Below are 12713 nucleotides of genomic sequence, written 5' to 3' on the forward strand. Positions count from 1 at the left end.
GGTGATGAAACCAATCCACAACACTATGTTAATTATATCGTATAAGAAAGGATAATGACCGTAACTTGACTACGAGTTCATTATACAAGGTGATGCTATGAATAAATCAAGGCGGATCAACTTAAGAGTTACAGAAAAAGAATATCAAAAGATTGTAGGTAAAGCGAAAAAAGCAAATCTTAGCATAAGCAGATACGTCTCCCTATCCGCACTGGACAAGGAGATTATTTTTTTTGGTGACATTAAAGAGATGAACCATCAATTATCTAAAATAGGTAACAACTTAAACCAGTTGACCGTATTAGCCCATCAAGGAAAAATCAAGGAAGTTAATCTAACGAAAACTAGAGAAGCATTCTCCGGTTTATGGGATGAGTTATGTAAATTAGTGAAAGGGAAGAGGTGATGACAAATGCAATATCATATTTATCGGTTTGGACATGGTTGTAAATGGATGGATGATCTTAAGGAAGCTGCTGATTATTTTAATCAATTACCGACAGATGTAAAGTATACCGCCATAGGCATTACTGAAGGTTCTTATGCAGTGGATGTTGTAATTAAGGGACAATATGCTGAAGGAGAAGATTTTTTAATATCTCAAGACATCAGGCAATCAAGAATTTTTGAAGAGAATCCTGAAAAGATGATTAAAGCACTATCCAATCTATATGAGGCTGTAGGCGTTAAATCTGAATTTAGTCAGAAGAAGCTTGAAGACTTAAAGAATTTAGCCAATGAACTAGATCCTGAGCTAGATGTGATGTAGACCTTATGGCTGTTATTGAATTTATTAACGGGAAAAACAATACCCTATCAGCACTTAACAGAGTTTTAAAATATATTATCAATCCTGCGAAAACAGATGAAAATCTTAAAGGTGGTCACAATTGTGAGGTAAATACGGCTTATAATGAGTTTTTCATGACGAAGTCGGAATACAGTAAATTTAAAGGGAGACAATACATCCATTTCACTCAGAGCTTTGCACCCTATGATAAAGTGACACCTGAAATTGTGAAAAAGATTGCTGATGAGCTGGTTCAAATGGAAACCTTTAAAGGTTTTCAAGTTGCTTATGCGGTCCATACAGATAGAGATCATCTTCACACCCATTTTGTCGTAAACACCGTCAATAAGAAAACCGGTATGAAATGGAAACAAAGTGCAGAGCAGCTTCAAATGATGAAAGATTATTCTGATGAAATCTGTAAAAAATACGGATTGATTATTACCCAAGGCAAATCAGGCAGTCATGTGAATCGAGGTGAATACCGTTCTAAAGAAAAAGGTCATAGTTGGAAGTATGAACTCTTCTTAGCAGTGAAAAAAGTGAAATGGATTGCCAGAAGCAAAGAAGAGTTTATAGCTAATATGAATGCATTAGGCTATCAAGTGGATTGGAGTGATACTAGAAAGTATATTACTTTTACAAATGGGGAGGGCAAAAAATGCAGAAACAGAAAACTGTATCCGCCAGAGCATTTTACGAAAGAAGCACTATTAAAAGCTTTTGAATTAAATAGCCAGAGGATGGATGCTAAGCTTTCTCGAAATAAAATGGAAATGCTTTTATCAGCAGTTCAACTTGTTAAAATTGATAATCCATTAGATACCGGAAAAAACTATCCATTATCAATACTGGAAGGAGAAGCACTCAAAGAAAAAATCGAAGAATCAAAGAAGGGCAAAGGGCTTAACTGGGACAAAGAAAGTGAAAACAGTATGTAAAAGAAAGGTGGACAATTAAATGACAAAATTAATTGAGCTTTACAATCGATTAAAACCATTACCGGCAGATAGATTAAGAGAGGGCTATCGAAAAATTTTAGAATATGATGGACATGTTCTAGCTATGGGTAAAATGCAGGAAGGTTTTGAATTTGTGACATGGTCATATACCTATGATGGTAGCTCTGTTACATTAGGGCATTATTTTACAAGTCTTGAAGCTGCAAAAGAAGATTTTGCTAAACGAGCAGGGCTTATTAATGCCAATAGAATGTTTGGGGAAACAGATTTAAAATTAATCCATTCTAGCCTAGTAAATTATGTGGGGCTTATTGGCAACTTGAATTATAAAGATGAAAAAGCCATTGGGTCTATTCTTGAAAAAATAGAATTGATTGTGCCTGAGATTCTACGACGAGAGAAACTTGAAGATCTTGAAATGGTTGCTGATGATGGTATAGAACTGTGAGGTGATCTAAAAGATGAAGTATAAACAACTGAAGCTGATGATATCAGGACTGATATTCCTTGTAGGTTTATGGATAAATATTTATTTTTCCACCAACCTACATTTTTTATTGTCAGGAAAAATGAAGGTGCTTACCTTTATTCCAATAAAATCATGTTTTGAAAGTATGGCGGCAAGTGGTCAACATTTGTCGCTATTTCTTTATTTACAAGGCTTTATCCTTCTGTGCTCTATTTATTTCTATCTAGCCAATATGAAACCCTATCAATCAGATTTAGAAGCAATTACACCAGATATAGCAACGCCGGTTAGAGCAGGACAAATGCAATTCGGATCAGCAAGATGGCTCACAGAAGAAGAAAAGAACAAAGGCTTTAAATCTATAAAGCTTAGAGGAAATGATTTAAAAATATTAATGGAAAGGACCAAGCAGGATGAAGAAGAAGAAAACAGTTCAAAAGAAAAAAGCTTATCCAAAGGAGAAACCCTTCAAAGGTTACCAGAAAGAAGTCATGAAAAGCCAAATGAAAAAGACTTGCCAGAAACCGATACGCAGGAATATTCGTTACCCAAGCTAAACCAAGGCGGTATTGTTGTTGGTTTTCATAAAGAGGGAGATACAGAAAAGATATTTTACATTGATGAGGATACCCATAGTCTCTGCATTGGTGCAACACGATCAGGAAAAACAAGGTCTGTGGTGCTTCAATCGGTGGGACTACTGGGACTTTCAGCTGAAAGTTTAGTTATAAGTGACCCAAAAGGTGAAATCTTCACTTACACTTATCCCTATTTTGAAGCTCTTGGTTATGAAGTGATTTGCATTGACTTTAAAAACCCTCTAAAGAGTGACCGGTATAACTTCTTACAACCAGTCATCGATGCCATTGATGAAAATGATATTCCTAAAGCAGTCGATGCCACATGGGATTTAACAGCTGCCCTTGTACCGGAAAATAGTCATAATGAAAAAATATGGACCAACGGTGAAGCCAGTATTATTGCCAGTGCTATTATGGCAGTCGTTTATGACAATCGCAATGGTAAAGATAGAAGATATCAGAACATGAGCAATGTTTACTTCTTCATAAGTGAGATGTGCAAAGTGGTTGATGGGGCAATGCCTATCATCAAATACATGAAAAACATGCCGACACATCATCCAGCAAAAGCCTTACTTGCCATTAGTGAAGTTGCGCCAAGTAAAACTAGAGGATCATTTTATACTTCAGCGCTGACAACATTAAGGCTGTTTACGAACCCACTCATTCATTCTATGTCGGAAGCCAGTGATTTTGACTTAAGGAAAATGGGATCGGACAAGCAGGTACTATTCATCGTTCTTCCTGATGAAAAGACAACCTATTACAGTTTAGCAAGTCTCTTTGTTAATCAATGCTATATGCAACTGGTTAAAAATGCAGATGAGAGAGGTGGACGATTAAAAAGACGAGTTAACTTCATGCTTGAAGAGTTCGGTAACTTTGTTAAAATCCCCGATTTTGCAAATAAGCTGACAGTTGGTGGTGGAAGGGGTATCAGGTTTAATTTATTCCTTCAAAGCTTTATGCAACTAGATGAGAAGTATGGGAAAGAAGTCGCTGGCACTATTAAATCCAACTGTGAAACATGGCTTTATCTTCAGGCAGATGATTTAGGTACTTTGGATGAAATATCAAAGAAGCTGGGGAATTACACCGTGTCCACCTATTCTTTAAGTTCATCTCATGGTAAGTATTCTAATCCATCAAGTTCCCATAGCGTAAATCTGACTCACCGAGCTTTATTAACGGTGGATGAGATCAGACGAATCAATAGACCTTATACATTAATCACTTCGAGAAATCACCCGGCAATGATGCAATTGCCAGATCTTTCGGAGTGGTTTTTTAATACCCTATTTGGACTGGGAGACAAAGAACATAACAGAAAGGTGCGTGAAAAAAGAGAAGGAAAACGCAATCAAAGAAAAGCTTCTAATGCAATTGATACATGGAACATTTGGGAGTATTACACCCAAGAAGAGAAATCGAATTTTGTTTATATGCGAAATATGAAAGGCGGTGAACAGGGTGAAAATTAAACCACTGAAAAAGAAAGCAAGAAGTTTTATAAAAATACTCTTTGGAACACTGGGCGTCATGATGATGTCAACGGTTCCCGTGATGGCAGATACAGTTCAAGATAGTCAAATTGTCAAAGGCACTGAAAAATTGATACAAGATGTAACGACATGGCTAATGGTTTTAGCACCTATTGTTGGTGTTTTGCTGGTTATTTATTTCTTCATTAGAAGAAGTGCAGCAGACGAAATCGATCAGAAAAAGTGGAACAACCGCATTGTTACGGTAATTGTTTCAGTTATAGGAGCAGTTCTAGCTTCTGCAACACTTAATCTGATTATTGGTTACTACGTTTAATCATGGGCAAGTCCCGATTAAAAATAAAAAAAAATTTAAACTTACGGAGGTAATGAAATGAGAAAGTTATTGAACAAAGCACAAATGGAAATGGTAAAAGTAATGGTTAAAGGAAGAGCAATTCTTACGGGAAATAGCGGTGAAGGCATGGTTGATTCGGCGGTCAAAATTTTGATCTCGATTGTCATTGGAGCTTTGCTTTTAGCGGGTTTGTACGCTCTTTTCGGTGATGTGATTTTACCGACTTTGAGACAACGTATTCAAGACATGTTCAATTTTAGTGGTGGCGTGAGCTAATTGTATGGAAATCAACAAATCAAAGTAACAGGGGGCTTTTTAGCCCCTGAATACTTTTGGGAGAAGGAGGTGCACATTAATGGAATACGTCATCATGCTATTAATTGGAGCCATATTAACAGGCTGTTTGGCATATGTAAATACACTCTTAGATGGCCTTGTTCCCATTGCCCTTCATGCAGAAGATTACATGGATACACTTCTTGGCACCAGTGGCATCAGTGGTATATTTGATATTTTCTTTTCCTTTGGTGTTTCTCTTATTGTCTTGAAATTTTTAAAGAAAGGCTTTGAGAGATACATTTTATGGACAGAAGGGGATGCAGAAATTGAACCTATCATGCTTTTAACTGGTTTCTTCAAGTCACTTGCCATTGCCATTAGTTTTCCAACCTTATATGGTTGGTTAGCAGAAATTGTTGAAGACTTAAGTAATGAGCTAATTACCACAATTTCAAATGATATGGCAACAGACTTTAGTTCCATTATTACCGGTATTACAAGCGCAGGGATTTTCACAGGTATTGTATCCATCATCTTTTTTATCTGCTTCTTTATGCTCTATATCCAGTTTCTCACAAGAGGGCTTGAAATTCTAATTCTTAGAATAGGTTTACCTTTAGCTTGTGTGGGATTAATGGATCAAGACAATGGCGTGTTTAGAACCTATATACAAAAGTTCTTTCAAAGTACCACAGCAGTTCTGGTGCAAATTGTACTGGCGAAACTAGGCGTTGCATTAATGCTAAATGCCCATGTGTTTTGGGGACTAGCAGCGCTTTTATTAGCCTTAAGGACACCAAAGTTCTTGCAAGAATTCTTGATTGTTTCAAGCGGAAACAGTGGCGGTGGCATGATGAACCGAGTTTACTCAACTGCCCGAATCTATCAAATGGGAAAAGCGGTATTTAAAAAATAGAAGGAGGGTGAGGCAGTGGATCTATTAAAAGAAATGGCTGATGCCTTCATCCTTCTAATTCGTGTAGGAGCAGTATTAAGAGTCGTTCACTGCTTTATCCATATAGGAATTGATGAAGACCAAAGTTCCAGCTATAAAAAGAGAATGAAAAACACAGTAATTTTTTATGTCTTAGCAGAGAGCATATGGCAGATTAAAGATTTAGTTATGAGTTATTACATGTGACGGAGGTGCGTATGGAAGAAAGAAAAAAGAACCCCTTGTATATTCCCCAAGGATTGAAAACAAGGGTTGAGATTTTTGATGGGTTCGGTAAGGAAGAGTTATTTAAGACCATTATAGTGACCATAGTCGTTGGCATACTGGATATTATGTATTACCTGATTTTCAAGAATACAGTAGTGAGTATTGTTACTATTCTTGTGGCAATAGCAGGAAGCGTCATGATGTTGACAAAAGACCGATCCAATATTTCAGTTGTTGACCAAGTCGGTTTTATGATTCGATTTTCAAGGTCACAAAAATATTATCCTTACAAATATCAAGATGAATGGAGGTAGGTCATGGTAGATTTTCAGATGATAGCCTTCATCATGCTATTAACTTATGCTGCCATCATTGACCTTAAGACAAGAAAAATACCGGACCATATACCTGTGCTAATTATCCTTATTGGATTGATCGAGATGGAACCTATGTCAGCTGTATTAGGTCTGATTTTTGTACCATTACCATTCTTTATAATGGCACTTCTTAAGGAAAACAGCATAGGTGGTGGTGATATTAAGCTCATGGGAGCTTGTGGCTTTTATTTAGGCTTTCAAGCTGGATATGTAGCAAGTGTTTTGGGGCTCACGCTTGCGATTCTTATTCATTTTGCTTATAGCGTCATTGGAAGTAAAAAAGCGAATGAAAGTATAGCCCTTGCCCCATATTTAGGAGCAGGCTGTTTAATAGCCTATTTCCTAGTCAAATAACAAGAAAAGATCAGGAGGATTACAAGCAATGAAAAAATTATTAAGATACAGGACCGTTTTAGGGATAGCCAGTATCGTGCTATCTCTTATTATTTGCTTTGGATTGACGCCTTTATTCAATCAGGCAATTTCTGAAAAAGTATCGGTTGTAAGAGTAACAGAGAGCATTCAAAAGGGTGATTTAATAACATCAAAGATGATAGAAACAGTTGAAATTGGTGGATACAATTTGCCAGATACAGTTTTACGTCAGGAAGAAAATATCGTCGGCAAGTATGCTTTAACAGAACTTCATGCAGGTGACTATGTTTTGAACTCTAAGATTTCAAGTAACCCCCTTATAAATTACGAGTATTTGACAGACTTTGATGGTAGTGATAGAGCCATATCAGTTAGTATTAAAAGCTTTGCTGCTGGCTTGTCTGGAAAGTTGGTGCAAGGGGACATTGTTACAATCATGGCTTCTGATTTTGGTGATATGAGAGAAACAGTAAGCCCTTTAGAGCTTCAATATGTAGAAGTACTAGCAGTAACAGCCGGAACAGGTCTTGATACAGATGAATATGAAATGGATCAAGAAGCCATAGAAAAAGAGAAGGAGTTACCAGCTACATTGACATTAAAGGTAAATGACAAGCAGGCAAAACTTCTTGCTGAGATGGAAGCTAAGGGTAAAATTCATGCAGTCTTTGTGTACCGTGGTTCAAAAGAAAATGCAGATAAGTTCTTAAACGAACAAGACCTGATTTTGACTGAAAGAGAAAATCCAGAACAAGTTGAGAGGAATGAAACGGATGTTATAAATCAAGATGAAATACAAGGAAGTAGCCAAGAAGTTGAGGAAGAAGTGGAGGTAAATGCAAGTGAAGAACAATAAGATTATTGCTATATGGGGTAATCCTAACAGTGGAAAAACTACCTTGAGCATTAAAATTTCAAACGAACTGGCTAAGAAGAATAAAAGTGTCATATTGGTTATGGCAGACCCCTATGCACCGGCTATTCATACCGTACTTCCCTTTACAGAGACAAAGGAACAGTCACTAGGAGCATTATTGTCCTCGATTCAGATTTCTCAAGAGAGCATTCTAAAAAAGTGCATCCCTGTCCCTAATACCAAAAACCTGAGTGTTTTAAGCTATCTTCATGGAGAAAATCTTCGAACATATGCTGATTACGGGAAAGAGAGAGTCCTTGATTTATTCATTCTTTTAAAGCATTTGGCGGATCACATTATTGTAGATTGTAGCAGTCAATTTCATCATGATTTGCTGTCAAGAGGTGCACTAGAATTATCAGATCAAGTCATTCGTTTAATATCACCAGATTTAAAAGCCATTAGTTTCTATGATGCTTCGCTGCCCTTATTAGGTGAGAGAAAATACAATGTGGCAAATCATATTACGGTCTTATCCAATGTGAAACCAGAAATGCCTAAAGATATTATTGGTAATCGTTTTGGTGGCATTAAAAATGAGCTGGATTATAGTGAGGAGCTTGAGCGACAGGTTCTTGAAGCGAGGTTATTTGAAACACTAACTGATAAAAAAAGCCAGGGTTACAATAAGCAACTTCAAAGCCTTATGGATAATTTGTTCTTTGGTGAAGACGACCATGAGGAAAAAGAAAAGAAGAAGGAAAAGAAACTTAAAATTCCTTTTCTCAAAAAAGGGAGTGATGCGTAGATGAGTGGTGTATTTTTAGAATCAGCAAAGAATATCCGAGACTTCTCTGATATCCTTCATGAAGTACAGGAATATATATCAGGGAAATATGCAATTTTAATATCCCATGACAGTGAAAATCAAAAAGAACAGATGAAGTCTTACATTACCAAGTATCTGATGGACTATTCTTTAGCAGTTGAAGGAATGAGCTTAGATGAACTGGTAGAAACCCTATATTCTGAAATGGCAGAGTATTCATTTCTAACCAAGTATCTGTTTCGTAGTGACATTGAAGAAATAAATATTAACGCATGGAATGATATTAAGGTCACTTATTCAAATGGCGAAATTTTGCCTATAAAAGAAACCTTTAATTCACCAAGCCATGCCATCGATGTTATTAGAAGACTGCTTCATAAAAGTGGTATGATTCTTGACCAGTCACAGCCTATTGTTGTAGGCCATTTATCGGAGCGTATTAGAATCACAGTTTTAGGACAAGGTGTTATTGATCCTGCTGTTGGTGTTGCAGTATCTATTCGTATCGTTAATCCAAAGAAACTGGTCAAAGAGGATTTTATCAGACAGAATACAGCAAATGAAGAAATGCTAGATTTCCTATCACTAGCACACAGATATGGTGAAAGCCTTTGTATAACTGGCGCAACGTCCAGTGGAAAGACTACTTTAATGAGTTGGATTCTTTCAACATTACCAGATAATAAGAGGCTCTATACCATCGAAAATGGAACAAGAGAATTTAATCTGGTTAAGAAAAATGAAAAAGGCCAAGTTATCAACAATGTTATCCACACCGTAACTCGACATAGTGATGATCCAAAACAGAATATTACCATGGTAAAACTCTTAGAAACAGGACTTACAGTGAATCCCGATTATATCTGTGTTGCAGAGATGAAGTCGGAAGAAGCATTTTTCGCCCAAGAATCAGCAAGAACTGGCCATGGGGTAACAACCACCATTCACGCTAGTTCTTGTATTGCTACTTATTATCGAATGGTAACCCTTTGTAAACAACGCTACGATATGGATGAAAGAACCCTTTATAATCTTGTAACTGAAGCCTTTCCTATTGTTGCTTTTTCTAAGAAGCTAGAAGATAACTCAAGGCATATCATGGAAATAACAGAGTGCCAGATCAAAGAAGATGGTTCAAGAGAAATTAGGACTCTGTATAAATTCAATGTAACAGATAATGCTCTTGTTGATGGTAAACTTAAGATCATTGGGGAATATGAAAAGGTCAATGACATATCACCATCTCTAGAGAAAAGACTTCTGGAAAACGGTATGCCAAGTAGCCTATTAGAAAGGTTTAAAGGAGGTGGAGACCATGAGTAGCTTATTATTTATTGCAGTTATTGCCATGATGAGTGGAATGTTTATTATCTTTGAACTTTCACCATTTGATATGGCAACAGACATTATAAAGAAGAGCGCTAAAAAGGAACAACCATTAAACGAAAGAATTAAAGCATTAAGTGGTAAGAAAAAGAAAAAAGGATTGAAAAAGCTGATTGATGAAACCAGACACGTACTAAAAATGACCAATAAAGAGAATCTATTTATGCTGATCGTCATCCTGTCTCTAGTATTAATGACTATCGGCTTTTTCATTGCCATTACACTAAATAATATGTTCCTTGTACCGGTGCTAGCCATTGGGTTTTCATTACTTCCTTTTTGGTACGTCCAGTTTACAGCGACAAAATGGAAAAAGGGATTAAACAGTGAACTGGAAACAGCTTTATCAATCATTACAACATCTTATTTAAGAAGTGAGAGTATTATCACTGCTATAGAAGAAAACGTCAACTATATTAATCCGCCAGTTCAGGATGTGTTTCATGCTTTTTTAACACAAACAAAGCTCATAAATGCCAATACAAAAATGGCACTGGAGAGCTTAAAACTTAAAATAGAAAGCTCTGTATTTCACGAGTGGGTAGATGCACTCATTGATTGCCAGGAAGATAAAAATCTAAAAAGTACCCTGACACCTATAGTATCTAAATTATCAGATATGCGGATGGTGTCCGCAGAACTTGATTATCTTCTGTATGAACCCATTAAAGAATTTGTGACCATGGCCATATTATTAATCGGTAACATACCACTCATGTATATGCTCAACAAAGATTGGTACCATACCTTGATGTTCACAGGCATTGGTAAATTTGTACTGGCAGTTTGTGGTGTTGTTGTTTTTATTTCTTTGGCAGCAGTTGTTAAACTATCTAAGCCAGTAGAATACAAACGGTAGAAAGGGGTGATAGAATGGTACAAATTTTAATTTTATTTTCGATATCCTTTTCTTTAGGTGTGTATCTGATCTTGAAGGACCTATTAAAATTGCCTTCAGGACGAGCCATTAAAGCGGTTCATATTATAGATAAAAGGGAAAGAAAAAAATCAAAAAATCTAGAAGTGTTAGTCAATGAATGGGCAATTAGGTTATCCAAAATAGTTCATCTTACGGATTACAGTAGAAGAAAACTTACAGCGACTTTAAAATCAGCAAATATAAAGCTCTCGCCAGAAACCTTTGTTGCAAGAGCTTGGCTTAAAGCAGGGATGATGTTACTTTTTATAATCCCTGCTTTATTTATTTTCCCCATAGTTTTTCCAGTTGTATTGTTTTTAGCAGTTGCAGTTTATTTTAAGGAAATCCGAAGTGCTGATGAAGCGGTCAGAAAAAGAAGGGAAGATATTGAGTTTGAATTGCCACGTTTTGTTTCAACCTTGTCCCAGGAGTTAAAAGCCAATCGAAATGTGCTGAATATCCTAGAAAGCTACAAGCAAAATGCAGGCAAGAGCTTTAAAAATGAGCTAGAGATTACTGTGGCAGATATGAAATCAGGAAGTTATGAATCAGCCCTTACAAGAATGGAAGCAAGACTCAATAGCTCATCACTGTCTGAAACGATTCGTGGGCTTATTGGTGTACTTAGAGGGGATGACGGCGTTGTGTATTTTCAAATGCTATCCCATGATTTGAAACAGCTAGAGTTACAACGATTAAAGACAATTGCCATGAAAAGGCCGGCAAAGATAAGGAAATATTCCTTTGCTATGCTCTTTTGCTTTTTAATGATGTATCTATCGGTTATGTTTGTTGAAATTATTGAAACCCTTGGAAAACTATTTTAGGAGGTGGTGGAATGATAGAAATTTTAAAGTCAAAACGGGGAGAGGGATATATCGATGTCGTGGTAGTTGTCCTTGTTGCCATGATGGTCATTGCAATGGCAGTTAAAGTCTATCCTGTTTTTGTAGTAAAGAGCGACTTGAACACATTTGCTAATGAGCTTGCAAGAGTGGCAGAAATTGAAGGGCGCATTGGTTCGGAAACCACAGCTAAGAGAAATGAGCTTAGGGCAAGTCTTGGCATTGATCCAACAGTGAACTGGTCTAGATCAGGAAATATTGGTCTCAATGAAGAATTTAGCCTTGTCCTAACTTTGCCTGTAGATATTGGTTTTTTTGAATTTGGATCTTTTCCAATTACACTGACAGCTAAAGCAACAGGCAGATCGGAGGTATATCACAAATGAGAAGAATCATAAAAGATAAACAGGGCAGTGCAGCAATCTTTGCTATTGTCATTATTTTATGTCTGATCCTTCTCTTTACCGTTGCAAGTGAATATTTAAGACTACAAATCATAGCAAGTGGTGTTAGAGATGCCCTACAATCATCCGTTATAGCTGTAGCGACTGAAAACTATGATGAAGTATACAACGGTTTAAGAGAAGGCTATTCTGGTGGTTATCAGCTAGATGAGACGGACAGATGGGAAGAACGAGTTGATTTAGGTGCAGTGCTCATGAAGTTAAGTGATAAACTGGGATTGATTGGTGGCAATAATTATTCGAGTGGGTATTTGGAATATAGTCTATACGATTTGGATATTCAGATAAATAATGCACCTTTTGCAACCAGTGATAATAACAACCGATTTGAAGCAGAAGCCTGGGTGACACTCCTTGTACCCTTATCCTTTGGCTGGGATCACTTACCGCCAATGGAGATTCGACTTAAAGTTAATGCTGGTTATAGCCCAAAGTTCTAAAAAATAAACGATACATTTACAAGAAATATCTTCAACGATAATATGTACCTAGATTCTACGTGCAATCTACTCATATAACCCTTTAAGCAAGTATTTATAATCGTTAAGCCAAAACCATTCTTTCACCCAATGGGTGAAAG

The 12713-nt window shown here is 36.7% G+C and carries 18 protein-coding genes; all 18 read left to right on the forward strand.

Annotated features, from left to right (window positions below):
* Positions 1-97 precede the first annotated feature (97 nt).
* The 18 genes from JOC49_RS12285 (at position 98) to JOC49_RS12370 (ending at position 12573) form a co-directional block, all read left to right on the forward strand.
* Positions 98-406: a MobC family plasmid mobilization relaxosome protein gene (locus JOC49_RS12285; protein WP_204665331.1), complete on the forward strand. Its 309-nt coding sequence runs from the start codon at positions 98-100 to the stop codon at positions 404-406.
* A gap of 6 nt (positions 407-412) precedes the next feature.
* Complete coding sequence (locus JOC49_RS12290) at positions 413-769, forward strand: hypothetical protein (RefSeq protein WP_204665332.1); 357 nt, start codon at positions 413-415, stop codon at positions 767-769.
* A 5-nt stretch (positions 770-774) separates the two neighbouring features.
* Positions 775-1731 (forward strand): relaxase/mobilization nuclease domain-containing protein, encoded by a 957-nt coding sequence (locus JOC49_RS12295; protein ID WP_204665333.1) that lies wholly within the window; start codon positions 775-777, stop codon positions 1729-1731.
* A 19-nt stretch (positions 1732-1750) separates the two neighbouring features.
* Positions 1751-2200 (forward strand): hypothetical protein, encoded by a 450-nt coding sequence (locus JOC49_RS12300; protein ID WP_204665334.1) that lies wholly within the window; start codon positions 1751-1753, stop codon positions 2198-2200.
* 13 nt (positions 2201-2213) lie between these two features.
* Positions 2214-4283: a VirD4-like conjugal transfer protein, CD1115 family gene (locus JOC49_RS12305; RefSeq protein ID WP_204665335.1), complete on the forward strand. Its 2070-nt coding sequence runs from the start codon at positions 2214-2216 to the stop codon at positions 4281-4283.
* Complete coding sequence (locus JOC49_RS12310; RefSeq protein ID WP_459251392.1) at positions 4273-4620, forward strand: Mbov_0395 family pilin-like conjugal transfer protein; 348 nt, start codon at positions 4273-4275, stop codon at positions 4618-4620. Before JOC49_RS12305 ends, JOC49_RS12310 begins: the two co-directional genes overlap by 11 nt.
* Positions 4621-4677: 57 nt before the next feature.
* Positions 4678-4917: a DUF6133 family protein gene (locus JOC49_RS12315; RefSeq protein ID WP_204665336.1), complete on the forward strand. Its 240-nt coding sequence runs from the start codon at positions 4678-4680 to the stop codon at positions 4915-4917.
* 79 nt (positions 4918-4996) lie between these two features.
* Positions 4997-5836, forward strand: coding sequence for a conjugal transfer protein TrbL family protein (locus JOC49_RS12320; protein WP_204665337.1), 840 nt, complete (start codon positions 4997-4999; stop codon positions 5834-5836).
* Positions 5837-5851: 15 nt separating this feature from the next.
* A complete protein-coding gene (locus JOC49_RS12325; protein WP_204665338.1) occupies positions 5852-6061 on the forward strand; it encodes a mercury transporter in 210 nt (69 codons plus the stop codon).
* 11 nt (positions 6062-6072) lie between these two features.
* Complete coding sequence (locus JOC49_RS12330; RefSeq protein ID WP_204665339.1) at positions 6073-6396, forward strand: hypothetical protein; 324 nt, start codon at positions 6073-6075, stop codon at positions 6394-6396.
* Positions 6397-6399: 3 nt separating this feature from the next.
* Positions 6400-6813 (forward strand): prepilin peptidase, encoded by a 414-nt coding sequence (locus JOC49_RS12335; RefSeq protein WP_204665340.1) that lies wholly within the window; start codon positions 6400-6402, stop codon positions 6811-6813.
* A 28-nt stretch (positions 6814-6841) separates the two neighbouring features.
* Complete coding sequence (gene cpaB, locus JOC49_RS12340) at positions 6842-7690, forward strand: Flp pilus assembly protein CpaB (RefSeq protein WP_204665341.1); 849 nt, start codon at positions 6842-6844, stop codon at positions 7688-7690.
* Positions 7677-8498 carry an AAA family ATPase gene (locus JOC49_RS12345; protein WP_204665342.1) on the forward strand — a complete coding sequence of 274 codons (822 nt, stop codon included), beginning with the start codon at positions 7677-7679 and terminating at the stop codon, positions 8496-8498. The genes cpaB and JOC49_RS12345 overlap by 14 nt, the downstream gene beginning before the upstream one ends.
* On the forward strand, positions 8499-9842 hold the full coding sequence (locus tag JOC49_RS12350; protein WP_204665343.1) for a CpaF/VirB11 family protein: 1344 nt from the start codon (positions 8499-8501) through the stop codon (positions 9840-9842).
* The gene (locus JOC49_RS12355; protein WP_204665344.1) at positions 9835-10764 is read left to right on the forward strand and encodes a type II secretion system F family protein; all 930 of its coding nucleotides are present in this window, start codon (positions 9835-9837) and stop codon (positions 10762-10764) included. Before JOC49_RS12350 ends, JOC49_RS12355 begins: the two co-directional genes overlap by 8 nt.
* A gap of 14 nt (positions 10765-10778) precedes the next feature.
* Positions 10779-11651, forward strand: a complete 873-nt coding sequence (locus tag JOC49_RS12360; RefSeq protein ID WP_204665345.1) for a secretion protein F — start codon at positions 10779-10781, stop codon at positions 11649-11651.
* A gap of 11 nt (positions 11652-11662) precedes the next feature.
* Positions 11663-12055 (forward strand): DUF4320 family protein, encoded by a 393-nt coding sequence (locus JOC49_RS12365; protein ID WP_204665346.1) that lies wholly within the window; start codon positions 11663-11665, stop codon positions 12053-12055.
* A complete protein-coding gene (locus JOC49_RS12370; protein WP_204665347.1) occupies positions 12052-12573 on the forward strand; it encodes a hypothetical protein in 522 nt (173 codons plus the stop codon). The genes JOC49_RS12365 and JOC49_RS12370 overlap by 4 nt, the downstream gene beginning before the upstream one ends.
* Positions 12574-12713: the final 140 nt, after the last annotated feature.

The sequence above is a fragment of the Fusibacter tunisiensis genome (assembly GCF_016908355.1).
GTDB lineage: Bacteria > Bacillota > Clostridia > Peptostreptococcales > Acidaminobacteraceae > Fusibacter_D > Fusibacter_D tunisiensis.

Coding starts and splice junctions, on each gene's coding strand:
- JOC49_RS12285 (WP_204665331.1), top strand. CDS start 98: ATGAATAAATCAAGGCGGATCAACTTAAGAGTTACAGAAAAAGAATAT.
- JOC49_RS12290 (WP_204665332.1), top strand. CDS start 413: ATGCAATATCATATTTATCGGTTTGGACATGGTTGTAAATGGATGGAT.
- JOC49_RS12295 (WP_204665333.1), top strand. CDS start 775: ATGGCTGTTATTGAATTTATTAACGGGAAAAACAATACCCTATCAGCA.
- JOC49_RS12300 (WP_204665334.1), top strand. CDS start 1,751: ATGACAAAATTAATTGAGCTTTACAATCGATTAAAACCATTACCGGCA.
- JOC49_RS12305 (WP_204665335.1), top strand. CDS start 2,214: ATGAAGTATAAACAACTGAAGCTGATGATATCAGGACTGATATTCCTT.
- JOC49_RS12315 (WP_204665336.1), top strand. CDS start 4,678: ATGAGAAAGTTATTGAACAAAGCACAAATGGAAATGGTAAAAGTAATG.
- JOC49_RS12320 (WP_204665337.1), top strand. CDS start 4,997: ATGGAATACGTCATCATGCTATTAATTGGAGCCATATTAACAGGCTGT.
- JOC49_RS12330 (WP_204665339.1), top strand. CDS start 6,073: ATGGAAGAAAGAAAAAAGAACCCCTTGTATATTCCCCAAGGATTGAAA.
- JOC49_RS12335 (WP_204665340.1), top strand. CDS start 6,400: ATGGTAGATTTTCAGATGATAGCCTTCATCATGCTATTAACTTATGCT.
- cpaB (WP_204665341.1), top strand. CDS start 6,842: ATGAAAAAATTATTAAGATACAGGACCGTTTTAGGGATAGCCAGTATC.
- JOC49_RS12350 (WP_204665343.1), top strand. CDS start 8,499: ATGAGTGGTGTATTTTTAGAATCAGCAAAGAATATCCGAGACTTCTCT.
- JOC49_RS12355 (WP_204665344.1), top strand. CDS start 9,835: ATGAGTAGCTTATTATTTATTGCAGTTATTGCCATGATGAGTGGAATG.
- JOC49_RS12360 (WP_204665345.1), top strand. CDS start 10,779: ATGGTACAAATTTTAATTTTATTTTCGATATCCTTTTCTTTAGGTGTG.
- JOC49_RS12365 (WP_204665346.1), top strand. CDS start 11,663: ATGATAGAAATTTTAAAGTCAAAACGGGGAGAGGGATATATCGATGTC.
- JOC49_RS12370 (WP_204665347.1), top strand. CDS start 12,052: ATGAGAAGAATCATAAAAGATAAACAGGGCAGTGCAGCAATCTTTGCT.